This is a genomic window from Isoptericola cucumis (genome assembly GCF_014635665.1).
Taxonomy (GTDB): Bacteria; Actinomycetota; Actinomycetes; order Actinomycetales; family Cellulomonadaceae; genus Isoptericola; species Isoptericola cucumis.
This window is the reverse complement of sequence record NZ_BMDG01000008.1, coordinates 212702-238926: the sequence shown is the minus strand read 5'-3', so window position 1 is coordinate 238926 and position 26225 is coordinate 212702. Positions and strand designations below refer to the sequence as shown.

At 73.4% G+C, this 26225-nt stretch carries 20 protein-coding genes; 6 read left to right on the top strand and 14 right to left on the bottom strand.

Annotation, left to right across the window (positions count from 1 at the left end; all coding sequences use genetic code 11):
- Positions 1 to 49: 49 nt before the first annotated feature.
- Entirely contained in the window at positions 50 to 886 is an 837-nt protein-coding gene (locus tag IEW03_RS13345) for an Abi family protein (RefSeq protein ID WP_188524176.1), read from the bottom strand.
- Between the two features lie 182 nt (positions 887 to 1068).
- On the opposite strand from IEW03_RS13345, the gene IEW03_RS13340 reads away from it, so the two are divergent.
- Positions 1069 to 2388, top strand: a complete 1320-nt coding sequence (locus IEW03_RS13340) for a histidine kinase (protein WP_188524175.1) — start codon at positions 1069 to 1071, stop codon at positions 2386 to 2388.
- Between the two features lie 21 nt (positions 2389 to 2409).
- On the opposite strand, the gene IEW03_RS13335 is transcribed toward IEW03_RS13340, so the two are convergent.
- Both IEW03_RS13335 and IEW03_RS13330 read right to left on the bottom strand, forming a co-directional pair.
- Positions 2410 to 3684 carry an MFS transporter gene (locus IEW03_RS13335; protein ID WP_188524174.1) on the bottom strand — a complete coding sequence of 425 codons (1275 nt, stop codon included), beginning with the start codon at positions 3682 to 3684 and terminating at the stop codon, positions 2410 to 2412.
- On the bottom strand, positions 3681 to 4280 hold the full coding sequence (locus IEW03_RS13330; RefSeq protein ID WP_188524173.1) for an ArsR/SmtB family transcription factor: 600 nt from the start codon (positions 4278 to 4280) through the stop codon (positions 3681 to 3683). The genes IEW03_RS13335 and IEW03_RS13330 overlap by 4 nt, the downstream gene beginning before the upstream one ends.
- Before the next feature lie 115 nt (positions 4281 to 4395).
- Between IEW03_RS13330 and IEW03_RS13325 the strand changes: the two genes are divergently transcribed.
- Together IEW03_RS13325 and IEW03_RS13320 are read left to right on the top strand one after the other, a co-directional pair.
- Positions 4396 to 5091: a response regulator transcription factor gene (locus IEW03_RS13325; protein WP_229737995.1), complete on the top strand. Its 696-nt coding sequence runs from the start codon at positions 4396 to 4398 to the stop codon at positions 5089 to 5091.
- A gap of 119 nt (positions 5092 to 5210) precedes the next feature.
- On the top strand, positions 5211 to 6341 hold the full coding sequence (locus tag IEW03_RS13320; RefSeq protein WP_188524171.1) for a hypothetical protein: 1131 nt from the start codon (positions 5211 to 5213) through the stop codon (positions 6339 to 6341).
- A 16-nt stretch (positions 6342 to 6357) separates the two neighbouring features.
- On the opposite strand, the gene IEW03_RS13315 is transcribed toward IEW03_RS13320, so the two are convergent.
- Genes IEW03_RS13315 through IEW03_RS13300 form a run of 4 tightly spaced genes read right to left on the bottom strand, consistent with a single transcriptional unit; the run spans position 6358 to position 10695 of the window.
- Positions 6358 to 7449 (bottom strand): App1 family protein phosphatidate phosphatase, encoded by a 1092-nt coding sequence (locus IEW03_RS13315; RefSeq protein ID WP_188524170.1) that lies wholly within the window; start codon positions 7447 to 7449, stop codon positions 6358 to 6360.
- Positions 7450 to 7465: 16 nt separating this feature from the next.
- Positions 7466 to 8419 (bottom strand): carbohydrate ABC transporter permease, encoded by a 954-nt coding sequence (locus IEW03_RS13310; protein ID WP_188524169.1) that lies wholly within the window; start codon positions 8417 to 8419, stop codon positions 7466 to 7468.
- 1 nt (position 8420) lies between these two features.
- On the bottom strand, positions 8421 to 9362 hold the full coding sequence (locus IEW03_RS13305; RefSeq protein WP_188524168.1) for a carbohydrate ABC transporter permease: 942 nt from the start codon (positions 9360 to 9362) through the stop codon (positions 8421 to 8423).
- 25 nt (positions 9363 to 9387) lie between these two features.
- Positions 9388 to 10695 carry an ABC transporter substrate-binding protein gene (locus tag IEW03_RS13300; protein ID WP_229737988.1) on the bottom strand — a complete coding sequence of 436 codons (1308 nt, stop codon included), beginning with the start codon at positions 10693 to 10695 and terminating at the stop codon, positions 9388 to 9390.
- 160 nt (positions 10696 to 10855) lie between these two features.
- On the opposite strand from IEW03_RS13300, the gene IEW03_RS13295 reads away from it, so the two are divergent.
- Both IEW03_RS13295 and IEW03_RS13290 read left to right on the top strand, forming a co-directional pair.
- Positions 10856 to 11980, top strand: a complete 1125-nt coding sequence (locus IEW03_RS13295) for a LacI family DNA-binding transcriptional regulator (RefSeq protein ID WP_229737983.1) — start codon at positions 10856 to 10858, stop codon at positions 11978 to 11980.
- 92 nt (positions 11981 to 12072) lie between these two features.
- A complete protein-coding gene (locus IEW03_RS13290; protein ID WP_188524166.1) occupies positions 12073 to 13959 on the top strand; it encodes a glycoside hydrolase family 2 protein in 1887 nt (628 codons plus the stop codon).
- 90 nt (positions 13960 to 14049) lie between these two features.
- Here the strand turns inward: IEW03_RS13290 and IEW03_RS13285 are convergent, their stop codons facing one another.
- Positions 14050 to 14775 (bottom strand): ZIP family metal transporter, encoded by a 726-nt coding sequence (locus IEW03_RS13285; protein ID WP_188524165.1) that lies wholly within the window; start codon positions 14773 to 14775, stop codon positions 14050 to 14052.
- Positions 14776 to 14879: 104 nt separating this feature from the next.
- Here IEW03_RS13285 and IEW03_RS13280 point away from each other — a divergent pair, with 104 nt between their 5' ends.
- Positions 14880 to 15197 (top strand): DUF4235 domain-containing protein, encoded by a 318-nt coding sequence (locus IEW03_RS13280; protein ID WP_188524164.1) that lies wholly within the window; start codon positions 14880 to 14882, stop codon positions 15195 to 15197.
- Here the strand turns inward: IEW03_RS13280 and IEW03_RS13275 are convergent.
- The 6 genes from IEW03_RS13275 to IEW03_RS13250 form a co-directional block, all read right to left on the bottom strand.
- Positions 15136 to 15753 carry a DNA-3-methyladenine glycosylase I gene (locus IEW03_RS13275; protein WP_188524163.1) on the bottom strand — a complete coding sequence of 206 codons (618 nt, stop codon included), beginning with the start codon at positions 15751 to 15753 and terminating at the stop codon, positions 15136 to 15138. The two genes, IEW03_RS13280 and IEW03_RS13275, sit on opposite strands and share 62 nt — an antisense overlap.
- Positions 15754 to 15853: 100 nt before the next feature.
- Positions 15854 to 19498, bottom strand: coding sequence for a discoidin domain-containing protein (locus IEW03_RS13270; RefSeq protein ID WP_188524162.1), 3645 nt, complete (start codon positions 19496 to 19498; stop codon positions 15854 to 15856).
- A 53-nt stretch (positions 19499 to 19551) separates the two neighbouring features.
- On the bottom strand, positions 19552 to 22911 hold the full coding sequence (locus IEW03_RS13265; protein WP_188524161.1) for a glycoside hydrolase family 97 N-terminal domain-containing protein: 3360 nt from the start codon (positions 22909 to 22911) through the stop codon (positions 19552 to 19554).
- A gap of 122 nt (positions 22912 to 23033) precedes the next feature.
- A complete protein-coding gene (locus IEW03_RS13260; protein WP_188524160.1) occupies positions 23034 to 23936 on the bottom strand; it encodes a carbohydrate ABC transporter permease in 903 nt (300 codons plus the stop codon).
- Complete coding sequence (locus IEW03_RS13255) at positions 23933 to 24835, bottom strand: carbohydrate ABC transporter permease (RefSeq protein WP_188524159.1); 903 nt, start codon at positions 24833 to 24835, stop codon at positions 23933 to 23935. The genes IEW03_RS13260 and IEW03_RS13255 overlap by 4 nt, the downstream gene beginning before the upstream one ends.
- Positions 24836 to 24917: 82 nt before the next feature.
- Positions 24918 to 26210, bottom strand: a complete 1293-nt coding sequence (locus tag IEW03_RS13250; RefSeq protein WP_188524158.1) for an ABC transporter substrate-binding protein — start codon at positions 26208 to 26210, stop codon at positions 24918 to 24920.
- Positions 26211 to 26225: the final 15 nt, after the last annotated feature.

Below are 26225 nucleotides of genomic sequence, written 5' to 3'. Positions count from 1 at the left end.
TCGCCCGATCGCTCCTGGAAGCCGGCGGCTTCAGACCGCGGCTACACCCTCAGATCGGATGAGCCCCGAAAACGCCCTTGGGAGTGTCGTCGGTGCGTAGGTGGTCGAGCAGCGGCACGACTCCAGCCATCGGCCGGCTCGGTGCGTATTGGAGCTTCCGGTTGAAGAGACGCGCGTGGTGCGCGGCGACGTTGCGCACGTAGTTCACACTCGCGAGCCAGTTCGCCAACAGTCTCTTCGTCGGGACCCCGAACGCCTGGGCGATCTCCGCTGCGTCGTCGTCGTTCAGGCCTTGGTACAGGCGGGAGAGATGTCCGAGCTCGAGAATCTCGGTAAGTGCCCAAATCGGCATCTGCCCGTCGTACTTGTCTCGGAAGTGAGCCACGAACGCTTCATCGGACCGGTCGCGACGCTCCGCGACTCGCCCCAGCCACTCGGCGTGCTTGCTCGGCCGAGTCCTCCAACCGGTCTCCCTATCCATCTGATGTTCGACGAACGACGGGAGGAAGGCCCTGGGGTCCAGGTGAGCGAACGCCGAGCGGTGTCCGAGCACATAACCGACCCTCATGCGGACCGCGACCTCGATGCGCTCGACGCCGTCCATGACGAGCATGCGCAGACGTCTGTCGAAATCGATGACTCGCGCGACGTGCCTGATGGATGCACCGGGTTTGTAGTCGCTGAGGACGATCGTGCGAACCTTGCGGTCCTCGTCAGTGAACTGCTCCGAGTTGCGGAATGGGTAGAGGTAACCAGTGAGCCGGTAGTACCCGATCCGGGCTAGGAGTTCGGCCGTGGCTTCACGGGGCGCGACGTCGACTCCGCGTTGAGCAAGCTTCTCGACCTGCTGATCGAGCGAGAGCCACTCCTTCGTGTACTCGCTCATGCCCCTCCTCAGGCAAGAAAATCAGCCCGCCGCCTGATGGCAACGGGCTGATCGTGATGTTGAAACGATACCGGGTCAACGGGTCCTGGTCCAGAGGCCAGCAGGGTATGTGTGCGTGGATGTCGAGCCACTCCCCCGGCCGGGGGAGGCGCGACGACGGGCCGCTTGGAAGACTGGCCGGCATGGCAGAGCAGGCGGCCGCGACCGGCGGCGGGGAGCGGCATGTGCTGCGCCGCGCGCTCGCCCCGCTCACCAGCGCCGCGACCGTGCGGGCGGGCGTGTACCTGGTCATCGGCGGCGTCCTCGCCGGCGCGTACGTGACGCTCGCGACCGGCTTCGTGCAGATGTTCGCCGACCCGACGACGCCGCGCGCCGCCGTCGCGGTGCTGGCCGTCGTGACGGGCGCCATCGTGTGCACGCCCCCGTTCCTGGCTCCGGTCCGCGCGCTCGAGATCGCCGCGGTGCGGACGTTCCTCGACGTCGACGCCCCGGACCTGCCGGACCTGTCCGGGGCGCTGTCGGTCGCGACCCGCTGGCGTGCCGCGGCCTGGTTCGCCCTCCACCTGACCCTGGGCGGCCTCGTCACGCTGGGGCTGCTGGTGGCCGTGCCGCTCGCGACGCAGCTCGCGCTGTCCGCCGCCGGAATCGACCGGGCCTTCCTCGTCCAGCTGTCCCCGGCGCTCGCCCGGCACCCGGCGGCGTGGGCGGCGCTCGCCGTCGTCGCGCTGCTGGCCGTGCCCTACCTGGCGACGCTGGCCCGGCACCTGCTGCGGCAGGCGGCGGTGCCGCTGCTCGGCCCCGACCAGACGGCGCGCATCGCCGAGCTCGAGGCCCGGGCCGACCGGCTCGCCGAGCGTGGCCGGCTCGCGCGCGAGCTCCACGACTCCGTCGGGCACGCCCTGACCATCACCACGCTGCAAGCCGCGGCCGCCGCGCGACAGCTCGAGACCGACCCGGCCGCCGCGCGCCGTTCGCTCGCCGCCGTGGAGGAGACGGGTCGTGCCGCGATGGCCGACCTCGACCACGTGCTCGGCCTCCTGCGCGGCGCCGACGGTCCCGACGGTGCCGACGGCAGTGCGCGGGGCGCCGGGCGCGGGCCGCGCGCGCCGGCCCGGACGCTCGCCGACCTGCCCGCGCTCGTCGACGACGCCCGGCGCGCGGGCGCCGACGTGCACCTGACGGCCGACGACGGCGTGCTGGACGGCGGGGACGGCGCCGTCCCCCGGGTCGTCGCGCACGAGGCGTACCGCGTGGTGCAGGAGGCGCTCACCAACGCGGTCCGCCACGCGCCGGGCAGCCCTGTGACGGTGCACCTGCGCCGACCGCGGCCGACGGTGCTGGTGCTCGAGGCCGCCAACCCGTTTCCCGGCGCGGGCGAACGCTCGACCACCGGCGGGCGGGGACTGCCTGGCATGGCCGAGCGGGTGCGGTTCGTCGGGGGTGAGCTCACCGCGGGCCCCGACGGGGGCACGTGGGTGGTGCGGGCGTCGTTCGGCTGGTGACGCGGCGCGCTCCGGGCGCCGTCAGGCGTCGTGGGGACCGGGCAGGTCGTGGAGGCCTCGCAGCGGGCTGCGCACCACGCTGAGGCAGGCGAGGCAGTGCACCGCGGCCATGATCAGCACGGTCTCGCGGACGCCGATCGCGCTGCCGAGCGCCCCGGCGACGAGGCCGGCCAGGGGCATGGTGCCGAAGTTGACGAACTGGCTGGTGGTCGTGACCCGCCCCATGAGGGACTGCGGCACGTACCGCTGCCGCCACGCGGCCCGCAGCACGTTCCCCGCCACGACGGCGAGGCCGACGAGGAACTGCCCGGCGACGGTCCAGGCGATCCCGGGCCCCGTGGTGCCGAGGCCGACCAGCAGGGCCGGCGGTCCGCCGGCGACCATGAGGACGACGGTGGCCCGGGCGCTGCCGAGCCGCCGGCTGAGGCGCGTGGCGACGGTGGCGCCCAGCAGCCCGCCGCAGCTGCCGACCATCATGGCGGCGCCGAGGCCGGAGGGGCTGAGCCCGACGTCGCGCACGAGGAAGACGACCAGCAGGGCGGCGTAGCCGGTGAGCCCGAAGTTGGAGATCCCGCCCACGACGACGAACCACCGCAGGTAGCGGTCGGACGCGACGAACGCGACGCCCTCACGGATCCGGACCCGCAGCGGGGCGGCGGGCGCCCGTGGCGGTGCGGGACGGTCGCCGGGCCGGATGCGCCACAGGCAGACGGCGGAGACCAGGAAGCTCGCGGCGTCGAGCACGAGGCCTGCCGCGGCGCCCAGCACCTGCGCCATCGCGCCGCCGGCGCCCGGCCCGGCGACCTGCATGGCGGACTCGGTGCCGAACAGCCGCGCGTTCGCCCCCTCGAGCTGCGAGGCGGGCACCACCTGCGGCAGGAAGACGACGTACGCGGTGCGGAAGAAGACCGTGGCGGTGCCGGCGACCAGGGCCACGCCGACCAGGTGGGGCAGGGTCAGCGTGCCGGTCGCGGCGGCGACGGGCACGCTCACGATCCCGACGGCGGCGACGACGTCGGCCGCGATCATGACGGCGCGGGCCGGGAGGCGGTCGACCCACGCGCCGGCAGGCAGCCCGACGACCAGCCACGGCAGCCACGTCGCGGCCGTGAGCAGGCCGACGGCGAACGCGCTCGCGTCGAGCTCGAGCACGGCCACCAGCGGGAGCAGCACGGACGTCGTCGCGTTCCCCAGCACGCTGACGCCCTCGCCGAACCAGAGGCGCGCGAAGTCCCGGTTGCGCGACAGGGGCCGAGGCGTCGTGGTCGGGGCGTCGTCCCGCCGGTCGGTGGTCACGGCTGCGCCGGGAACCCGCGGGCGAAGACCAGCACGGACTCGCGCTCCGCGCCGTCGTCCGGCAGCTCACGGCGGGACCACCGGGCGAGGACCTGCTCGACCTCGGCGCCGAGCTCGGCCAGCTCGGCCGGGGAGAGATGCAGCCAGCGCTGGGTGGCGAACGCCGTGTCGTCCCACTCGGGAGCGGACTCGGAGTCCCCGAGCCACGTGCGGGTGCGCTCGAACTGCCGCTGGAGGTGGAGCGCCTCGGCGGCGTGCGCGGCAGCGACCGCGGCCGGGTCGTCGGCGAACTCCCGACGCGACCAGCGAACGCCTGGGCTGACCAGCCGCCACACGCGTTCGCGGCGGTTCTTCGCCAGCTCCGGCGCGTCGTCCACGAGCCCGGCGTCGAGCAGCGCGCGCAGGTGGTGGCTGGCGCTGCCCACGGCCTGGCCGGTGCGTCGTGCGATGGCGGACGTGGTCGAGGGGCCGTCCACCTTGAGCGCGTCGACGATGCGGGCCCGGTACGGGTGGGCCAGCGCGGCCAGCGCCTTGGCCTCGGTGACGGTCCGGACCTCGCGGGCGGCGGGCGCGGTGGGGTCGGGTTCCTGGTCCATGCGCACGACCGTATACCCACAAGAACTGTTGTACAAGAACTCTTGTGGGTCGTTAAATGGCCCGAGGCGACTCCGCGGACGGCCCCGGCACCGCGGGTACGGCAGGATCGGCGTCGTGACCGAGCAGCCCGCAAGCACCCCGCCCGCACCGATCCGCGTGGGGATCGTCGACGACGAGCCGCTGGTCCGCGCCGGCCTGCGCGTCATCCTCGACTCGGAGCCCGGGCTCACCGTCGTCGGGGAGGCGGAGGACGGGTCCCAGGTGCCGGCGCTCGTCGCCGACACCCGGCCCGACGTCGTCCTCATGGACGTCCGCATGCCGCACGTGGACGGCATCGCCGCCACGCGAGCGCTCGGCAACGCCGAACGGCGGGGGGCGACGGTGCCCCGCGTGCTCGTGCTGACGACGTTCGAGAACGACGACCACGTGCTCGACGCCCTGCACGCCGGGGCCCAGGGCTTCCTGCTCAAGCGGGCACGGCCGGAGGAGGTCGCCCAGGCGGTGCGCGTCGTGGCCCGCGGCGACTCGCTCCTCTTCCCCGACGCCGTCCGTCGGCTCGTCGCGAGCTCCGGCGGCGCCGACGCCGGCGACGGCCTGCGCGACGCCCGCCTCACCGACCGCGAGGGCGAGGTGCTGCGCCTGATGGCGGGCGGGATGTCGAACGCGGAGATCGCGGGCGAGCTGTACCTGGGCGTCGAGACCGTCCGCACCCACGTCGGCAACGTGCTCGCCAAGCTCGGCGTCCGCGACCGCACCCAGGCCGTCGTCCGGGCCTACGAGTCCGGCTTCGTGCCCGTGCACCGCCCCTGAGCCCCGCCGCTCGCGCGGCGGCTCCCCCTGACCGGGCTGCGCACGTCTCCCCCGGACGGGGGAGACGGTCGGTCGTCGCGGGGGATCTGCCGGGCCCGGCGGCCGACGAGGGTCGATTCATGACGACCGACGACCCGACCACCGACCTGACCAGCGCCCCGGCCGGCCGAGCCGCCCGGGCCCGAGGCACGCTCGACCACCCGCCGCCGCGGCGCCTCGGCACGCTCGCCGTCGTGTGGTGGGGCGTCGGCGCGGCGCTGGCCGTGGTCGACGCCGTCACCGGGCGCGCGGAGGTCGGTGCCGCCGCCGTGGCGCCGGACGCCCTCAACAGCGGCCTGCTGCGCGACGTCCCCGACGGCACGCTGTCCGCCGGGATCGCCGCGCTCGCCGTCCTCGGGGCGGTCGTCGCGGCGTGGATGCGCTGGGGGCGCGACGCCTCCCGTGCCGTGCGGGCGACGGCGCTCGCGGCCGCCGCCGTCGTCCTGGCGGGCGCGACGCTGCTCGTGGACGCCACGGTCCTGGCCGGCCTCGGCTACCTGCCGGCGTTGCTGGTGACGTCGGCGTTCAGCGCGGAGGTCCGCGCCAAGCTCAGCACCTACGTCGAGCCGGGCTTCCTGTTCCAGGCCTCCGTCCTGGTGGGGGCGGTGCTGCTCGCCGTCGTCGCGGTCCGCTACGCGCGCCGGACGGCCGCGGCGTGCGAACGCTGCGGGCGCCGCCACGACGGCGCCGACCCCGCGTGGACGACGCCGGCCGCGGCCGCACGGTGGGGCCGGACGGCCGCGCTGCTCGCCGCGGCGATCCCCGCGTTCTACGGCGTGACGCGCATCGCGTGGGTGCTGGGGATCCCGCTCGGCTTCGACCGGTCGAGCGTGGAGTCGATGCGGGGGATCCACCTCGTCGGGCCGATCGGGCTCGGCGTCTTCGCCCTCCTGGGAGCCGTGCTGACGCTCGGGCTGTTCCAGCGGTGGGGCGAGGTGTTCCCGCGCTGGATGGCGGGCCTCGCGGGCCGGCGGGTGCCGGTCGGGCTGGCGGTCGTCCCCGCGACGCTCGTGGCCGTCGCCGTCCTGCCCGCCGGCCTGTCGATGATCGCGATCGGCATGCAGCAGGGCCTCATGCACCTCGACGCCGACACCTGGGGCGCGATCGGCCCCACCTTCCTGTGGCCGCTGTGGTCCGTGGCGCTGGGCGCCGCGACCTACGCCTACTGGCTGCGCCGGCGCGGCACGTGCCGCACCTGCGGCCGGGGCTGAGGACCCCGCCCGGGCGTCACGGCCCGAGCACGCCCGGCACCTCGCCGAGGCGCCGGGCGAGCTCGTGCCCGTCGCGCCCCTCGACCACCGGGACCGGACGGGTGACGACCCGGCCGACGTCGTCCGCGCCGCCGGCCCCGTCGCCGGCCGGGACCGGCAGGTTCCCGGCAAGGACCCGCTGACCGGCGGTGAGCCGCCGGATCGCGACCGCCTCCACCTGCCCTGGCCACCGGTCGACGGCGCGCGCGTAGACCTCCGCGTCGTGCTGGCCGTCGTCGCCCACCAGCAGCCAGCGCACGTGCGGGAACCAGGTCATGAGCAGGTCCAGGCTGGCGTCCTTGTGGGCCTGGCCGCGGCGGAACCAGCCGGTGAGGGTGGGTCCCCAGTCGGAGAGCAGCAGGGGGCCCGCGGGGTAGTCGTGGCGGGAGAGGAACGCCCGCAGGGTGGCGGCGGTGTTCCACGCGCCCGTCGACAGGTAGACGAACGGCGCCGTCGGGTGCGCGTCCTCCAGCGCCCGGTACAGCTCCGGCATCCCGGCGACCGGCCGTCGCGACCCGGCGTGCCGGACGAACGTGTTCCAGGCCGCCAGCAGCGGGCGGGGCACCGCGGTGACCATCGTCGTGTCGTCGATGTCGCTGACCACGCCGAACCGTGCCCGCTCGTCCACCACCAGCAGCGGGGCGTCGGCCGCGCACGTCTCGGGCTGGTCCAGGCCGACGAGGACGGCACGGCGCCACCCCGGCTGCAGCGGCGCGACGGGGCGGACCTCGACGTCGACGTAGCCCGCGCGGTCCGTCGTCACGACCACGGCCTCGCCGCCCACCTCGACCCGCACGCGCCGCCCCGGCGCGGGCACGGTGAGGAAGTGCCGGAACCCGCGCCGGGCCGCACGGCGGGCCGTGCGGTCCTCGCCGCCGGTGCGCGGCCGCGCCAGCAGCACGCGGGCGAGGACCCGCACCCGGCCCGGGGAGCCGTAGCCCGTGTACGCCTCGACCCGCAGCCGCCAGCCCAGGCGTCGCAGCAGCCAGCCCGCGGCCTCGTAGAACCGGTCCTCGAGCACCGCGGCGACGTGCGGGCGTTGCGAGGGCCGCGCGGACGGGGTCGTCATGCCCCGATTGTCCCGGCTACTGGCCGCCCATGCCGGTCGTCGCCACGCCCTGCACGATGCGGCGCTGGAAGAGCATGAACACCACCAGCAACGGCAGCGCCGCGATCATGGCCGCTGCCATCGTCTCGGCGTACTGCACGCCGTAAGCGCTCTTCACCGTGGCGAGGCCGACGGGCAGCGTCATCAGCGACGGGTCGTTGGTGATGATGAAAGGCCACAGGAAGTTGTTCCACGCGCCGATGAACACGAAGATCGCGACGGCGACGAGGATCGAGCGCGACAGCGGCATGACGATCGTCCAGAACAGCCGCCACGACCCCGCCCCGTCGATGCGCGCGGCGTCGAGCAGCTCCTCCGGGATCGCGTCGAAGAACCGCTTGAGGATGAACACCATGACGGGCGCGACCACCTGCGGCAGGATCACGGCCGCGAGCGTGTCCACGAGCCCGAACACCTGCATCTGCTGGAACAGCGGGACGATGAGGATCTGCGGCGGGATGAGGATCGACGCGACCGTGAGGGCCATGAGCGCCCGCCGGCCACGGAACAGGGTGCGCGAGAAGGCGTAGGCCGCCATCGCCGAGATCAGCACGGTGATCGCGGTGACGGCCACCGCGACGACGGTCGTGTTCCACGTCCACAGCAGCACGTCCCCGCGCGCCAGCACGGTCGCGTACGCCTCGAGGGTGAAGCCCGACGGCGGCACCCAGGTGGCGCTCGACGCGGCGTCCGTCTCGGTCTTGAAGGACGTGTCGAGCCCCCACAGCAGGGGGACGAGCCACGCGGCGGCCAGCACGACGAGAGCCACGAGGGCGAGCACGCGGGCCCAGCGGCTGGTGCCGAGCGTGAGCCGGGTGAGGGTGCGGTTCTCGGCGGCGCGGGCACGCCGCGCCTCGCCGAGCGACCGCCGCCCGCGCGGTGCGGACGCGGCGGGCTGGGCGTCGGGCCGGTCGAGGTCGACGACGGACATGTCAGCGCTCCTTCCGCGTCGGCAGCAGCCGCACGAGGGTGAAGATGAGGATGATCGCGAAGAACACGTACGAGATCGCGGAGGCGTAGCCGAGCCGGTAGTTCGTGAACCCGGTGTCGTAGATGTACTCGAGGATCGACCGGGTCGAGCCGTCGGGGCCGCCGGCCGTCAGCAGGTAGATCTGGTCGAAGACCTTGACCGAGGCGAGCAGCTGGAGCACGACCACGACGCCGGTGACGTTGCGCAGCTGCGGCAGCGTGATGGAGAACAGCCGGCGCCAACCGCCCGCGCCGTCGATCGTCGCCGCCTCGTACAGGGTGGACGGGATGCCCTGGAGGGCCGCCAGGTAGAGGAGGAAGTTGAAGCCGACGGTCCACCAGACGGTCACCAGGGCGACCGAGAGCATGGCGACGCCCTCGTCGGTGAGCCACCCGACGGGGGCGATGCCGATGTTGCCCAGCCAGGTGTTGAAGAGCCCGATGTCGGGCTGGAACGCCCACGCGAAGATCGCCGTCACGACGGCCACCGGCAGCAGGTAGGACGCGAAGAACGACGTGCGCCACAGCCACTGGCCGGGCAGGCCGGTCTGCACGAGGAGCGCCATGACGAGGCCGACCAGCACGAGCGGGACGGTGGAGGCGACGGTGAACATCGCCGTCTGCCACAGCGTCTGCCACACCTGCGGGTCGCTGAACGCCTCGGCGTAGTTGGCGAACCCGATGAACTCGTTTCCGGACCCGGTGAGGCTGCGGTTCGTCAGGCTGGTCCAGAGCCCGGACAGCGTCGGCCAGGCGAGGAAGAGCGCCGCCGCGACCGCGAAGGGCGCGACGAACAGGTAGCCGGAACGGTCCCGGGAGCGCAGGGTGCTGCCGGCCCGCGGCCGCGGCGCGGCGGGGGCCCCGGTCTGCGGCCGGGTCTCGCGCGGGATGCTGGAGACGGTCATCGTCGTCCTCTCGTCTCGGTCGGGCTCAGGCCGGGTTGGGGGTCGCGAGGAAGTCGTCCATCTCGCGGAGCATGCCCTCGACGGCGGCCGTCGCCTTCGTCCGCCCCTGCAGGGCGCCCGACATGGCGTCGCACATGCGGGCCTGGAAGTCGCTGCCGGCCCCCGCGAACCACACGGGCGGGTCGAGGACGACGACGTCGCCGGCCGCCGCGTAGTCCTTCTGAGGGCTGAGCTCGGCGTACCCGGGCTCGTCGAGCACGGGCTGATAGGCGGGGATGTGTCCCGCCCCGGCCCACGTGAGGCTGCCCTGCGTGAGGATCTCGGCGAGCACCCGGTACGTGGCGTCGCGACGCGCGGGGTCCGCGAACTCCTGCCGGGGCAGGACGAAGGCGTGCGAGTCCGCGTAGTTGGCGGGCGTGCCGAACAGGGTGGGGAAGGGCATGCCGCCGACGTCCGGGATCGCGTCCTGGTATGCCGGCAGCTCCCACTCGCCCGAGACGATCAGCCCCGAGCGGCCGGTGACGAAGCTGGCGATGGCGCCCGGGTAGTCCTGCTTGGGCGGGGCGACGGTGCCGTCGAGCATCGCCTGCACGAACTCGACGACCTCGACCGCGGCCTGCTCGTCGAGCTCGGCGCTGCGCCCCGGGGTCAGCTCGAACCCGGCGCCCGTCTGGGCGTACAGGCCCCAGAAGAGCCGCCACGCCTGCGCGGTGTCGAGCAGATGCCCGAAGGCCATGCCGGTGGCTCCGGTGACCTCGGCCATGGCGCGACCCGCATCGAGGAAGGCGTCCGGGGAGGAGATCGCGGTGAACTTCCCGTCGGCGTCGAGGAGGTCCGCCGCCCCCGCGATCTCGGGGGAGTAGAAGTTGATGAACGGGTGCGTGTCCAGGGGCAGCGCGAACAGCTGCCCGTCGTGCGTGGCGCGTTCCCAGACCGCGGGGGCGAAGTGCTCCTCGCGGATCCCCAGCGCGGCGAGGGCGTCGAGGTCGAAGGGCTCGAGCAGCCCGCCCGGCGCGTACCCGGCCAGCCGGGACATGTGCATGACGGCCGCCTCCGGGGGCCGCCCGCCCGAGGACGCCATCGCGAGCTTGGTGTAGTACGCGGAGCCCCAGGCGAGGGTGACCGACTCGATCGAGACGTCGGGGTGGGCCTGCGTCGCCGCGGCCTGCATCGACTGCATCCGCTCGCCGTCGGCGCCCGAGAAGAGGTCCCAGATGCGCACCGTCGTGCCCCCGCCGGCGCTCGCGCTTCCCGCGCAGCCGCTGACGGCGCCGCCGAGCGCCACCGCCCCTGCGCCGACGAGCGCCGTCTGCAGGAATCCTCGGCGGGACAACCGTGCCCGTGCCTCGTGCGGTGCCGGTCCCGTGGGGCCCCGGCCTCGTCGCGCGGTCATCCTCGACCTCCCATGGTGCAACGTTGCGCTCTAACGTTGCACCACGATGGACTACCCCGGGCCGGGCGTCAAGACTCGGCCCTGATCACGAAGGAGGACCGTGCGAGCAGCCGACGCGGACGGGGTCGACGCCGACGGGCCCGTGGACAGCGGCCCCACCACGAGGGCACGGGCCGGCAGGCCGCCGGGCATCAAGGACGTCGCGGCCGCCGCGGGCGTGTCCTGGAAGACGGTGTCGAACGTCGTCAACGACACGGGCCGCGTGGGCGCCGCGACGCGCGAGCGCGTCGAGCGCACGATCGCCGAGCTCGGGTACCGACCGAGCCTGGCCGGCCGCCAGCTGCGGCGCGGGCGGACGAACATCCTGGCCCTCGCCGTGCCGGAGATCGACTCGCCGTACTTCGCCGCGCTCGCGCACGCCGTCATCGTCGCGGCGCGCGACCGTGGGTACCGGGTGTTCATCGACGAGACGCGGGGCGACCCGGAGGCGGAGCGATCGGTCGCGCGCGGGTTCGACGTGCGGCTGATCGACGGGATCGTGTTCTCGCCGCTCGCCCTCTCGCTGGCCGAGGTGGACGGGCTGCGCGGCGCCATGCCCATGGTGCTCCTGGGCGAGCGGGACGGCGGTACGCCTCCCGACGGAAGGGCAGGTCAGGGGCTCGGCACCGACCACGTGAGCATCGACAACGTCCGTGCCGCCCGCGAGGCCACCCGGCACCTGCTGGACTCCGGGCGGCGCCGGCTGGGGTTCCTGGGGGCCGAGCGCCAGGAGGCGGTCCGGTCGAGCACGCAGCGGCTGCAGGGGTTCCGCGAGGAGCTCGACGCCGCCGGGATCGCGGTCGACGAGCGCTGGGTGCTGCCGGTGGACGAGTACCACCGCCAGTCCGGCGCGGAGGCGGTGGAGGGCGTGCTCGCGCGCGTCGGGGAGATCGACGGGCTGCTGTGCGGCAACGACCAGCTCGCCCTCGGCGCGATGCACGCCCTGCGTCTCAACGGTGTGGCGGTGCCGGCCGACGTCGCCGTCGTGGGCTGGGACAACACCGAGGACGGGCGGTTCGCGAACCCGTCGCTCACCACCGTCGCGCCTGACGTCGGCGCGCTGGCCGAGCACGCCGTCCGGCGGGCCGTCGCGCAGGTCGAGGGGGACGCGGGTGAGCCCGAGGATGCCGTGGTGGCGCACCGGCTGCTGGTCCGCGAGAGCAGCCGCCCGGCGTCGTCGCTCTGAACCACCTGCTGGTACAACGTTGCATTCTGGGCCGATGGCGGGTTGAATCGCAGGTGCCTTCCGATCAACGTCGACCGCATGGAGTACTACCGATGAGTCACACCCCGTTCCTCGACCTCCTCGACCCGCCCTCCGCGCCGACCGGTGCGGACGTCCCGCGCCCCGAGTACCCGCGGCCGCAGGTCGTGCGCGACCGGTGGCTCAACCTCAACGGCACCTGGCAGTTCGAGATCGACCCGGGCGACTCGGGCCTGGAGCGCGGGCTGCGCGAGAGCCCGCTCACGGGGTCGATCACGGTGCCGTTCGCGCCCGAGTCCGAGCTGTCCGGGGTGGAGAACACCGACTTCCTCGAGGCGGTCTGGTACCGCCGCGAGGTGACGGTCCCCGCCGACTGGGCCGAGGTCGGCGGCGACGACACCCACGTCCTGCTGCACTTCGGCGCCGTCGACCACGACGCGACGGTCTGGGTGGACGGCACCGAGGTGGTGCGCCACCGCGGCGGGTTCACGCCGTTCACGGCCGACCTGCACGGCGTCGCCGCCCCGGGCGACACGGTGACCGTGGTGGTGCGCGCCCGCGACCACCGCGGCATCCCGCAGGCGCGCGGCAAGCAGTCCGGCCTCTACGCCAACAAGGACTGCCACTACACCCGCACCACCGGCATCTGGCAGACCGTGTGGATGGAGCCGGTGCCGGGCGCGAGCCTGCGCCGCCCGCGCATCACCCCCGACCTGGCCGGGCACACCTTCGACGTGCGCGTGCCGCTCACGCAGAACCGGCGCGGGCACCGCGTCGTCGTGTCCGTCAGCGACGAGGCCGGCCCGGTCGCGTCGTCGTCGGTGCGGGCGGACCTCGACCTGGCGCCCGCCGTCCGGGTCGAGATCCCGGCCGACCGCGTGCGGCCGTGGTCGACCCGCGACCCGCACCTGTACGGCGTCGACGTGCAGCTGCAGGACGCGGACGGCGCCGTCGTCGACACCGTGCGCTCGTACGCCGGCCTGCGGTCGGTGGCGATCGATGGCAAGGCCGTGCGGATCAACGGCGAGCCCGTCTTCCAGCGGCTCGTGCTCGACCAGGGGTACTGGCCCGAGTCGCTCATGACCGCGCCCAGCGACGCCGCCCTGCTGCGGGACGTGGAGCTCGGCCTCGAGGCCGGCTTCAACGGCGCGCGGCTGCACCAGAAGGTCTTCGAGGAGCGCTACCTGTTCCACGCCGACCGCCTCGGCTACCTCGTGTGGGGCGAGTTCGGCGACTGGGGCGCGGGGGACTTCGGCCGCCGCGACGACCACCAGCGCCCGACGACGTCGTTCGTGACCGAGTGGCTGGAGGCGCTGGAGCGGGACTACTCCCACCCGTCGATCATCGGGTGGTGCCCGCTCAACGAGACCCACCAGCTCCTCAACGACCGGATCACGCAGCTCGACGACGTCACCCGCGGCATGTTCCTCGCGACCAAGCTCGCCGACCCGTCCCGGCCCGTGCTCGACGCGAGCGGCTACTCGCACCGCGTCCTCGAGACCGACGTGTGGGACTCCCACAACTACGAGCAGGAGCCGGCGGCGTTCGCCGAGCAGGTCGGCGGGCTCGCGTCCGGCGCCCCGTACGCGAACGTCTACGACGAGGGCCCGATCTCGCAGCCGTACCGGGGCCAGCCGTACTTCGTCAGCGAGTACGGCGGCATCTGGTGGAACCCGGAGGAGGCGGCCAAGGCCGCCGGCGACGACCGAGCCGAGTCGTGGGGCTACGGCCAGCGCGTCGCCGACGAGGAGGGCTTCCACTCCCGGTTCGCCGGCCTCACGGACGCGCTGCTCGACGACCCGCTGATGTTCGGCTACTGCTACACCCAGCTCACCGACGTGTTCCAGGAGCAGAACGGCATCTACCGGTTCGACCGCTCCGAGAAGCTCGACGTCGGCCGGGTGCGCGCCGTCCAGCAGCGGCCGGCGGCGTTCGAGAAGGGTGACGGCGCCCCTGCCTGATGCTCGCCCCGCCTCGACGTCGTGACTTCTTCGGCTCCCGGACCGGGAACCGAAGAAGTCACGACGTCGGAGGCGGCCCGCCGGCCGGCCTCAGCCGAGCGACGACAGCCCGAAGGCGGTCGCGAAGCCGAGCACGGTGACGAGCCCGGTCACGGGCCCGCCGTGCTCGGTGGCCTCCGGGATCATCGTGTCGACCAGCATGGTCAGCAGCGCGCCCGCGGCGAAGGCCTGCACGACGGCGATGGTCGCCGGGTCGGCGGTGCCGAGCACGGCGTACCCGACGCCGGCGGCGAGCGCGGACACGAGCGTCGTGCCGCCCCAGAGCAGGAAGAGCCGCGTCCGCGACGTCCCCGCCTGGCGCAGGCCCACGGTGGCCGACATCGCCTCGGGCAGGTTCGAGATGAACACCGCCGACAGCACGGCGATGCTCACCCCGCCGCCGCCGACCAGCGTGGAGCCGAGCACCACCGACTCCGGGACGCCGTCGAGCACGGTGCCCAGCGCGATGGCGCCGCCGGAACCCTCCGACTGCGCGCCCGAGGAGCGCTTGCGGTCGCGACCCCCGCGGCGGTCGATGAGCAGGTCGCCGACGAAGAACGTCAGCGCCCCCGCGGCGAGGCCGCCGAGCAGCACCCAGCCGCTGGCCGCGCCGGCGGCGTCCTCCACGAGGTCGTAGGCGACCGCGCTGATCAGCACGCCCGCGCCGAACGCCATGATCAGTCCCGTGAGGCGGCGGCTCGGGGTGCGCCACAGCACCAGGGCCGCGCCGATCAGGAGCGACGAGCTGCCGAGGAGACCCCACCAGAATCCCGCCATGGCGCCATTCGACCAGGTGAGCGGGCGGGCCGCTCGGCGACGGTCCCGCGGACGACGTGCCCGCCCTCGCTGCGGGCCGGCCGGGGACGGCCTACCGTCGTGACATGAGCGAGACGACCAGCGTGGACCGCTCCGAGCGGCAGGGCGGCAAGGCAGCGAAGATCCTGTACCGGCCGGTCGGGATCGTGAGCTCGATCGTCGGCGGCATCGTGGCCGGCCAGGTGTTCAAGCAGGTGTACAAGCGGGTGGCGCCAGGCCACCCCGACGACGTGCCGGGGCCGCTGCAGTCCGAGTACCGGTTGCGGGAGATCGTGCTCGCGTCGTTGCTGCAGGGCGCGATCTTCGCGGTGGTGAAGGCGCTCATCGACCGGGGCGGCGCCCGGGCGTTCGAGAGCTTCGTCGGGGAGTGGCCGGGCGACTGACCACGGGGCACGTGGCGAGGTGGTCGTCCACCAGCCCGCACGCCTGCATGGCGGCGTACGCCGTCGTCGGCCCGAAGAAGCGGAAGCCCTCCTTCTTGAGCGCCTTCGCCAGCGCGACCGACTCGGGTGTGCTGGCGGGCACCACGTCCCACGCCCCGAGCCGGTGCTCGCGCGCCGGGGGAGCGAACGACCAGAAGAGCTCGTCGAGCGTGCGCCCCTCGTCGTGGAGCGCGAGCACCGCCCGCGCGTTGCCGATCGTGGCCTCGATCTTCTGGCGGTTGCGGATGATGCGCGCGTCGCCGAGCAGCCGCTCCACGTCGTCGGGGCCGAGCGCCGCCACCCGCTCGGGCTCGAAGTCGAGGAACACCTCCCGGAACGCGGGCCGCTTGCGCAGCACGGTGATCCAGGACAGGCCGGACTGGAACCCCTCCAGCGCGATCCGCTCCAGCAGTGCGGCCTCGCCGTGCACTTCCACGCCCCACTCGGTGTCGTGGTACGCCTCGTACAGGGGGTCGCCGTCGCCGAAGCACCGGGCCGCGGGGGTGGTCGTCGTCATGCCCCCAGGGTGCACGCAGGGCCCGACACCTGTGGAGACCATCCACAGCCGTCGGGCCCTGTGCGCAGCCTCGGGGGCTACGACCGGCGAGGTGCCGTCCTCACTCCGCCGCGGGCAGGACGCGCAGGGCGGTGAGCCCGGGGTCGCCCTCGCCCCACGTGGTGGTCAGCGCGACATACCGGGCCTTCCGGGCGACGTCGAGCCCGCCCTCGGGCCGCCCGCCCCGGATCGTGCCGACGTCGGTGAAGGTCAGCCCGTCGTCGCTGACCGAGACCACGGCGGACGGGGACCCTCCGCGCTCCCACGACGTGACGACGCGACCGACGTCGTGCGCCGCCCCGAGGTCCGTGACCATGCGGCCGCCCGGACCCGGCACCCAGGCGGTCGCGTCGTCGCCGTCGACCGCGGCCGACGGGGACGTCATCCCCTCCGGCAGCACCGACGCGGGGAACGTGAGCGTGCTCAGCGCCAGGTCCACCACCGGGAACGCCGTCGCCGCGCCGAACCGCAGCGGGGTGCCCGACGGCGTCGCGCCCACCGTGCGGGCGGTGCCGGTCTCGGCGTTCGTCACCGTCACGGGCACGCCCCGCCCGACGAGGGTGAACGTCCGCGCGTCGGCGGCGCGCACGGTGACGCCGGCCGGGGTGCCGCCGTCGCGCAGGGAGACGGTGGCCCGGGGCGCCAGCACCACGGCCTCGCCGGCGCCGACCTCGACGGCCAGCGTCGACGACGTCGCGCCGACCTCCTGCGTGCCCTCGTAGACCGCGACCTCGCCGCCGGCGTGCGGCACGGTGACGGAGCTCGCGACGTCGGCATCGGTGAGGTTGAAGGCGACGAGGTAGCCGTCCACGACGCTGACGAGCAGGCCCGGGTCGTCGGCCGTCGGGACGGGACGGTCGGCCTGCGCGGCCGCGGCGGCGGCGTCGCCGGGCACCATCTCGACGAGCCGCGGCCCGGTGGCGCCGTCGGCGAGGCGCACCACGTGCCGGGTGTCGCTCGCCCGCGACACGGTGATCGGCGCGTCCGTGCCGCGCACGACGAACCCGGCCTCGCCCTCCACGTCGATCCAGGAGCCGTCGCTGCTGAGCACCTGGTCGCCCGTGTAGCGGAAGGACGCGGCGTCGTGCCACGTCACCCCGTCGAGGGACGTCTGTACCCGGTACTCCTGGCCGGCGGCCGACTCCCAGCCGAGCTGCACCTGGGCCACGTCGACCGGTGCGCCGAGGTCGACCTGCACCCACGAGTCCGGCCGCGGGCGGTCGGCGCGCGAGACGGCCCACCGCGTCCTCGCGCCCCCGTCGGTGACGGCGCTCGCCGGATTCCCGCCGTCGGCGCTGGACGCCGTGGCGGGGCGGCCGGCGGCGACGTCCGTCCCGTCCGGGGCGAACGCACGCAGGTGGTAGAGCGAGTAGCCGTACTCGGGATTCCCGCGCACGCCCTGCATGCGTACGTAGCGGGCGCTGACCGGGGCCGGCTCCTGCGCGCCCGGCGGGACGAGGTCCACCGTGTCCAGCCGTGCCACGTTCACGTCCGCGGGCGCCTTCCCGTAGGCGGTCGCCGTCGTCCACGACTCGCCGTCCGTCGACGTCTGGACGAGGTACCGCTCGCCGGCAGCAGCCTCCCAGGCGAGCCGCACGCCGCCCACGGTCGTCTCGGAGCCCAGGTCGACCTGGACCCACGAGTCCTGGCGGGAGCGTTCGCCGACCGCCACGGCCCACCGCGTCGACGGGTCGCCGTCGGTCACCCGCGCTGCCGTGCGGCCGTTCGCCGCGTCCTCGCTCGACGCCGTCGCCGGCCGGCCGGCCGCGAGGTCGTCCGCCGCACCCTCGTCGGCGCCGTAGGCGTGGAACGCGTGCATCGAGTACCCGTACCGGGGATTCCCCTGCTGGCCGAGCATCCGCACGTAGCGCGCCTCGACGGGCGCGAACGTGAGGTCGTCGACCCGGGCGGCGTTCGCGTCGGCCGGGTCGGCGGGACGGGCCGTGGGAAGGGACGCGGTCGTCTCACCCTCCGCCGTCGTGTACGTGCGCGACCCGTCGAGCCCCGCGTACCCGCCCATGTCGAGGTTGCGTACGGACAGGCTCGCGTCGTCGGGCCCGGCCCCGGTCGAGGCGTAGACCGCGGCCCCGGTCGGGAGCGTGGCCTGCCCGGCGTACCCGTCGCCGACCCGGAACACCGACGTGGTGCCCTCGAAGCCGTCCCGCGGCGACGTGTAGGTGCGCACGCGGCGCTCGTCGACCGTCGCGCCCGTGGTGGGGTAGAGGTACGGCGTGGAGCCGGAGACGTGGAAGAGCCACGAGTCGTGCTGCGGCACCCAGGGGAACTTCACGAAGCCCTTGCGGCTCGACGCGGCCGTCCAGGCGTCCGCGGACTGCTGGACCGTCAGGCCCGGTCCGGCGCCGAAGTCTCGGACCCCGGCGAGACGGTCGAAGAACTCGTCCTGCGGCGTCGGCTCCACGGGACCGGCGGCCGACTCGGCCGCCTCGACGTGCAGCAGGTAGGAGATCGCGATCTCGGCGCGGGCCTCCGGCTCGTACTTGGGCTCGCCCGAGAACTTCGTCAGCCGGTCGACCGGCGGGTAGGCCTGGTAGTCCTCGAGCGCCCCGGCGAGGTTCGCCTCCGCGCGCGCCGCGTCGGGGTCGCGCAGCACCTGGCCGAGGAACGCCATAGGGATGGCGTCGCGGCCGTAGAGGAACTCGCGGTCGGCGACCATGGGCATGAACGGCTCGCCCTGGCCCGACATCACGAGCTTGATCGACTCCCACAGCTCCGCCGAGTTGGGCTGCCGCGTGAGGATCTCCGGCAGCGGCTCGTCGCGGAGCAGGAAGTGGATCGCGTTGCGCCCGCCCGACCGCCAGATGTCCGACTGGTAGTGCGGGCCGAACGACCCGTGGTTCTCCACGAGGTACGAGTCGTGGATCGTCTGCATCGTGTTGGTCGACACCGCCTTGCCGGCGACGACGGCGGGGTTGTTGCGGTCCGCCGTCGGCTGGCCGGCGGCGTTGCGCCCCCAGTCGCCGAGCTGCGCGGCCCACCGCGCGGCGTCGGGGTCCTCGGGCGCCCACGCCAGCCCGGGAGCGAGCGCCTGCGTGTAGACGCCGGCCTCCTCCTGGGCGGTGTCGCCGCGGTGCTTGCCCGTGGGCCAGTCCGCGGTCCACGAGCCGGAGAGGGGGTCGTCGCCGAAGTCGAGGTCCGCGGTGTAGCGGGACTGCGCGGTGGCGATCGTCGTGAGGTTCGCCCGGGTGGCGTCGTCGAGCTCGTCCCACAGCAGCGTGCCGGCGGCGAGGAAGTACGACTGGAACGTCGAGTCCCAGAAGAGCCGTTTGCCCCACGTGCCGTCGGGGTCGACGAGCCGGTTGGTGTCCGCGTAGTGCTCGATCGTCGCGAGGGTGTGCGCCCGCAGGTCGTCCTCGGAGATGCCCGCGACCTCCTCGTCGTACTCGCCGTGGGTGAGCAGCACGGCGTTGCCCAGGACGACGGCGAAGTTCATGTCCTTGGCCTGGTACACGCCGGCGTCCTCGTCCCAGACCGTCTCCACCCAGCGGGTGTGGCGCAGCAGCGCCTCGTAGTAGTCCGCGGCGATCGGGTCGGGCGCGCCGTGCGCGGCCGGGGCGGTGTCCTGCTCGGCCCCGGCGGCCGCGCCGGTCGCGCCGGCCGCCGGGGCCAGGAACGTCGCCGCGAGCACGGCCGCGAGCATCGCGCGGCGCGGCCGGGGACGTGCGGGGCGTTCGGCTGCTGTCCTCATCGAGTTCCTCTCGTCGGCCCGTCGTCGGTGACGGGGGTGTGCGGCTCTCTCGATCAGCGGTCGACCGGCAGGACACCCCGCGTCGGGACGAGGAGCACGTGGTCCACGTTGACGTTCCCGCTGTCGCCCGGCTCGTACCGGAGGCCGACGGCGTCCGAGGAACCGTCGAGCACGACACGGACCGGTGCGGTGTACCCCCAGCGGCGCCACCGCTCGGCGTCCTGACCGAGGTTGGGGAACGACAGCGGGCGGACGGACTCGCCGTCGACCGTCAGCGAGAGCTGCCGGTCGAGGGGTGCGACGACCATGCCGTTCGCGTACCGGAACGACACGTCGTAGGTCGTCCCGGCGGCGGCGCCCGTGTCGACCTGCAGCGCAGCGCCCCGCTTCGAGAGGGTGCGGACGAACCCGGTGCCGGTGTAGCCCGGGTGCTCCGTCGTGGTGACCGCGCCCCCGGACAGGGTCCCGTCCTCGGCCTCCAGGACGAGCTCGACGAGCTGCGCGTCGACCGCTGCGGCGAGGGCCGGTACGGCATCGCCCCGACCACGGTCGAGCACCCCTGCGGCACGCTCCAGCGACGCGTTCATGGCGTCGTCGTCGCCCTCGACGGCCGCCTCCAGCGCGGCCGCGAGCGGCGTGCGGGCCTTGCGTGCGGTGGCGGGGTTGAGGTCCCGCGCCTCCTCGGCCGCGTGCAGGTCGGCAAGGATCGCCGGGATGCCGACGAGGTCGCCGAGCCACGGGGCGACCGCGGCGTCGAGCGCGCCCAGCGTCGTGCCGGCGAGGTCCCGCGGGCGTTGCGTGACGGCGAAGGTGCGCACCGCCTGCGCCGCCCGCTCGGTGCCGGCAAGGTCACCGGCCTCGGCCACGGTGACCAGCGCGTCCGTGCGCGCCCGCAGCTCACGCTCGGCCTTCTTGGACAGGTCGCCGGCCATCCGCGCGTCGTGGATCAGCGCGCCCAGCGCCCCCGCGTCGGGGAACGGCAGGAGGGAGACCGTGACCGGGTCACCGACCTCGCCCGTTCCCGACTCGAGCGCGATCCGGGACTGCGCGGCGTACACGACGTCCTCGGCCGTGAGGGTGAAGGTCAGCTCCCGTGTCTGTCCGCCGCCGACCCGTGCCGCCGGGGCGTCGACCGGCTCGCCGTCGACGAGCAGCCTCGCCTGCGTCGCGGTCGTGCCGCTGTTGTGGGCGTCGACGGTGACCTGGACGGTCCGGGCCACCGGGTCGTACGAGGCCTCGGGCTGCCCGGCCGGCTCGATGCTCGGCCGCGCGTACGCCGGAAGCTCCGCGAGGTCGGCGTCGGTGGCCGGGCGCAGCCGCACGGCCTGGCCGCCGGCGCCCACGAGCGATGCGCTGAGCACGTCCTCGGAGGTCACGAGCGACCGAGTGGCCTCGACGGCGGTGGGGTTGCCCTTCCAGCTCGCGTCCTGGGCGTCGGCCCAGATCTCGGCGACGTAGGTGGTGCGGTCGTCGAGCATGTCGAGGGGCACGTCCAGGGTGCGGTCGTGCTCGTCGGTGACGACACCGACGTACCAGTCGTCGCCGCTGCGTCGCGCGGTGGTGACGTGGTCGCCGATCTCGGCGTCGACGTGCGACTCGTCCCAGGTGGCCGGCATGTCGCGGAGGTACTCGAACGCCTCCGGGTGCTTCGCGTAGTTCTCCGGGGTGTCCGCGAGCATCTGGAGCGGGCTGTAGAACGTCGTGTACAGCGCGAGCTGCGTCGTGGTCGTGGTCTGCACGCGCGTGCCCAGGTTCGCCGGGTCCCACAGCACGTCGAGCACGCCCGGCGTGTAGTCGGCTGGGCCGCCGATCCACCGGGTGAACGGGAGGATCGTGGCCTGCTCCGGCGGGTTGCCGTTCGACCCCATGTAGTTCTGCTGCTCCATGCCCGCCACACCTTCGCCCGTCATCATGTTCGGGTAGGTGCGCTCCTTGCCGGTGGGCTTGATCGCCTCGTGCGCGTTGATCGAGATCTCGTGCCGGGCCGCGGCGTCGATCACGCGCTGGAAGTGCTTGACCGCCTCCTGGTCGAAGGTGCTGCGGTTCACGCCCCCGAGCTCGAAGCGGGTCGCGTAGCCCGTCTTGATGGCGTGGACGCCCCACTCCTCGTACTGCGCGAAGATCTCCTCCAGGTGGGCGTCGTAGTAGTCGACGTAGCCGCGCGTCTCGTTGTGCGCGATGAAGCCGACCCCCTTCGACTCCGCGTACCCGAGCACCTCGTCGATGTCGACGTCGGCCTGCGGGGTGACGAAGTCCTGGCCCGTCCACGAGCCGCCCGAGTTCGTGTTCCACCCCTCGGCGAGCACGTACTTCGCCCCGGCCTCGGCAGCCAGGTCGACGTACTCCTTGATGCGCTCGGTCGTCGCACCGTGCTTCGGGCCCGCGTTCCACGTGGTGTCGCGGCGCTGCAGCTCCCACCAGACGCCGGTGTAGGTGCCGGCGTCGATCCAGTCGGTCGTGTCCGCGGCGCCGTCGCCGTCGGAGTCGACGTCGCAGATCGCGCACGGGTCGTTGAGGTTCTGGACCAGGTGCGACTCGGCGAGGTCACCCGCCTCCCGACCCACCTGCACCGTGCGCCACGGCGTCACGACGTCGCGCTCGCTCGCGTCGAGGACCGCCTTGGTCCCGTCCGGCAGCGCGATCAGGTCGCTCACGAACGTTCCCGGCGCGCCGTCGACACGCTTGAGGGTCATGCTCGCGTAGTCCGTCAGGTCGGCCTCGTGCACCGCGAGGAACAGGCCGTCGTCCCGCGCGAAGGTGATCGGCGTCTGCGCCGTCTCGACGTCGCCGACCGGAGCGGTCCGGTAGTGCTTCTCGTCCGCGCGCCAGGTCGTGCCGGCCTCGAGGTAGTACGCGGTGAGGTCCGTCGGGAGGGCGAACTCGGTGCTCTCCTCGGTCACGGTGAACGGCCCGCCCGCCAACGCTTCCTGGCGAGGGAGCACGTAGCGGAAGCCGACGCCGTCGTCGAACACCCGCGCGACGACGTCGACCTCGAGGCCCGACGCGTGGCGGGCGTGCACGGTGAGCTCGTTCGCGTGGTTCCGGACGGAGGACTCCGTGCCCCAGGCCGGGGTCCACGTCTCGTCGACCACGTCGCGCTCGACCGACTCGATGGACATCCCGCTCGTCAGGTCGACGTCCGGGTCGCCCAGCACCAGGCCGAGCCCCGAGGCGTCGACGACCGTCGTCGTGCCGTCGCGCACGACGTCGTAGGTGAGGCGGCCGTCCACCAGGCCGACGGTGAGGTCGAGCGTCCCGTCGGGAGACGCGACGTCGTGGCCGTCGAGCTGCACCGCGGCGCCGCTCCTGGCGCTCTTCGTCGGGGGCGCGGCGTGTGCGGAGGCACCGGCCGCGGCGGGCGCGAGCAGCGCGACCGCCAGGCCGAGGCCGATCAAGGACCGGGAAGGGGACATCAGAGGCTCCAGACGTCGTCGGCAGGAGGGGGACAGCGTTGTCAACAAGGTGCGGTCCGGTCCGCGGCGGGACGACCGGACTGCCGGGGAGGCGTGCGCACCGCCTCCCCGGCGGGTGGGCGTCAGCCCTTGACGGAACCGGACATCAGGCCCCCGACGAAGTACTTGCCGAGGATGATGTACACGAGCAGCGTGGGCAGCGACGCGAGCAGCGCGCCCGCCATCGACACGCCGTAGTCCTGCAGCAGCGCGCCGTTGGCGAGGTTGTTCAGCGCGACGGTGACGGGGCCGTTCTGGCTCGAGGAGAAGAACACCGCGAACAGGAAGTCGTTCCACGCGTTGGTGAACTGCCAGATCAGCACCACGACGAAGCTCGGCACGGAGATCGGCAGCAGCACCGACCAGTACGTGCGCAGCATGCCCGCGCCGTCGACGCGCGCCGCCTCGACCAGCTCGTGCGGCACCGTCATGTAGTAGTTGCGGAAGATCAGCGTCGTGATCGGGATGCCGTAGACCACGTGCAGCAGGATCAGCGTGGGGATGCCGCCCGGGAACCCGATGTCGAGCACCAGCTGCGTCAGCGGGATCATCACCGCCTGGTACGGGATGAACATCCCGAACAGGATCAGCGTGAACACGAGGTTGGCGCCCTTGAACGTCCAGCGCGACAGCACGAACCCGTTGAGCGAGCCCAGCACCGCCGAGATGATCGCGGCCGGCACGACCATCTGCACGGAGCGCCAGATCGCCGGCGACAGCGTGGTCCACGCCGTCTGCCAGTTCTCCGTGGTCCACGTCTGCGGCAGGTTCCAGGCGCGCGCCGGGTTGGCGTCGCCCGCGCCCTTGAAGCTCGTCACGAGCAGCACGTACACGGGGACCAGCACGATGACCACGAACAGCAGCAGGGCCGCGTACTTGGCCGTGCGCCCGGCGGTGAAGCGCTCCCGCGCCCCGCGGCGGCCCAGGTCGACCGGCGTGCCGCTGGTCCCGGTCGGCGTGGCCGGCGTGGACTCGACGGCAGTCATCGCTTCTCCGATCGGTTCGAGTGGATCAGGTACGGCACGATGACGAGGGCCACGATGATCAGCAGGATCGCGCCGACCGCGGCCGAGTTCGCGTAGTCGAAGCTCGACTTGAACACGTACATGTCGACCGCCGGGACCTTGGTCTGGTAGTTCGCCGGCTTCGAGATCGACATGATGAGGTCGAACGACTTCAGCGACATGTGGCCGATGATGATCAGCGCCGACAGCGCGATGGGCGACAGCTGCGGGAACAGCACGTGCCGGTACAGCTTCCACTCGCTCGCGCCGTCCATGCGGGCGGCCTCGCGCAGCTCGTCGGGGATGCCGCGGAAGCCGGCCAGGAACAGCGCCATCACGTAGCCCGAGAGCTGCCAGATCGCCGGGACGGCGATCGCGACGATGCCGAAGGTGACGTTGTTCCACCAGTTGTTCTGGAGGAAGTCGAGCCCGATCATCTGGAAGAGCCGGTTGAGGCCCGACGCGCTCTCGCCCTGGTTGGAGTTGAGCAGCCAGCGCCACACGACACCCGAGGCGACGAACGAGACTGCCATCGGGAACAGGTAGATCGAGCGGAAGAACCCTTCACCGCGCACCGGACGGTCGAGCATCCAGGCCCAGGCGAAGCCCATGACCATGGTCCCGACGAGGAACACCACGGTGAACAGCACGAGGTTGACCAGCGAGTGCTGGAACGCCTCGGACCCGAGCAGGTCGAGGTAGTTGCGGAACCACACCACCACCGACGGCTCCTGGCCGGTGGCCTGCGCGGCCGTGTGGTTGTCGGTGACCGACGTGGCGAAGTTGACGCCGATGAGCCCGTAGACGAAGACGCCGACGAGGATCAGGGACGGGAGGAGCAGGAGGAGCGGCGGTCCGGCTCGCCGGAGCTTCTTGAGCATGGTGGTCTTCCCGGTCGGAGGACGGGCAGGGGCGCGCGCCGCCGGGACCGGCCCGGCGGCGCGCGGTGGTGACGGCGGGGCGTCAGCCCTGGACGGCGGCGGCCAGCTCCTGCTGGTACGTCGCGAGGTCCGAGGCCCCCGTGGTGAACTTGCTCGTCGCGTCGGAGACGGCGTTGAGCGTCGCGACCGGCGTCGCGGCGCCGTGCGCCAGCGAGGACACGATGGTGTCGCTGCCGAACGACTCGATCGCCGTCTGCTGGTACTCCGAGAAGTCCGCCGGGTCGGCGTCGGTGCGGGCCGGGATGGAGCCCTTGGCCTTGTTGAACGCGACCTGGCCCTCGAGGGAGCCGACGGTCTCGAGCCACGCCTTGGCCCCGTCGGGGTTGGGCGCGCCCACCGGGAGGGTGAACGAGTCCGCGAGGAAGTCGAATGTCCCGTCGGTGCCCGGGACCGGGAACGCGGTGAAGTCGGCGCCGAGCTTCTTGTCCTGCTCCTCGAACGCCGCCACGGCCCAGTCGCCCATGACGTTGAAGGCGGCGTTGCCGTCGATCACCATCTGGGTGGCTTCGGGCCAGTCGAGCCCGTCGCGGTCGGTGTTGGTGTAGCTCATGAGCTTCTCGAAGTCCTCGAGCGAGGCCGTGACGTCGGCGCCCGCCCAGTCGGTCGAGCCGTCCCACAGGCCGGTGTAGGCCTCCGGGCCGAGGTTGGCGAGCAGCACCGTCTCGAGCAGGTGGACCTGGGTCCACGTCGTCGCGACGGACAGGGGGGTGACGCCCGCGGCCTTGAGCTTGTCGAGGTCGGCCATCCAGGCGTCGAGGTCCTCGTACGTGGCCTCGGGGTCGACGCCGTTGTCCTCGAGGACGGTGGGGTTGGCCCACACGACGTTGGCCCGGTGGATGTTCGACGGGATCGAGTAGATCGCGCCGTCCTCGGTGCTGAGCCGGTCCAGGAGGTCGGCGGGGAAGGCGTCCGTGAGGCCGAACTCGTCGTAGAGGGCGGAGACGTCCTCGATCTGCGCGGCGTCGATGTAGTCCTGCAGCTCCGCGCCGGCGTGCGCCTGGAACGTGTCCGGCGGGTCCTGCGCCTGGAGCCGCGTCTGCAGCAGGTCCTTCGCCGCGGAGCCGGCGCCGCCGGCCACCGCGCCGTTGACGAACGTGACGTCGGGGTGCTGCTCGTCGAAGGCGCCGACCAGGGCGTCGAGGCCGGCCTTCTCGGAGCCGGCCGCCCACCAGGTGAAGACCTCGACCTCGCCGCCGCCGCCACCGCCCGCCTCGGGCGTCCCGCCGTCGTCCGTGCCGCCGCCGCACGCGGCGAGCGCCAGGCCCACGAGGGCGGCGCCCGCCACCGTCGCGCTGGTCCTGCGATTCAGTCGCATCGTTGTGTCCCTCAA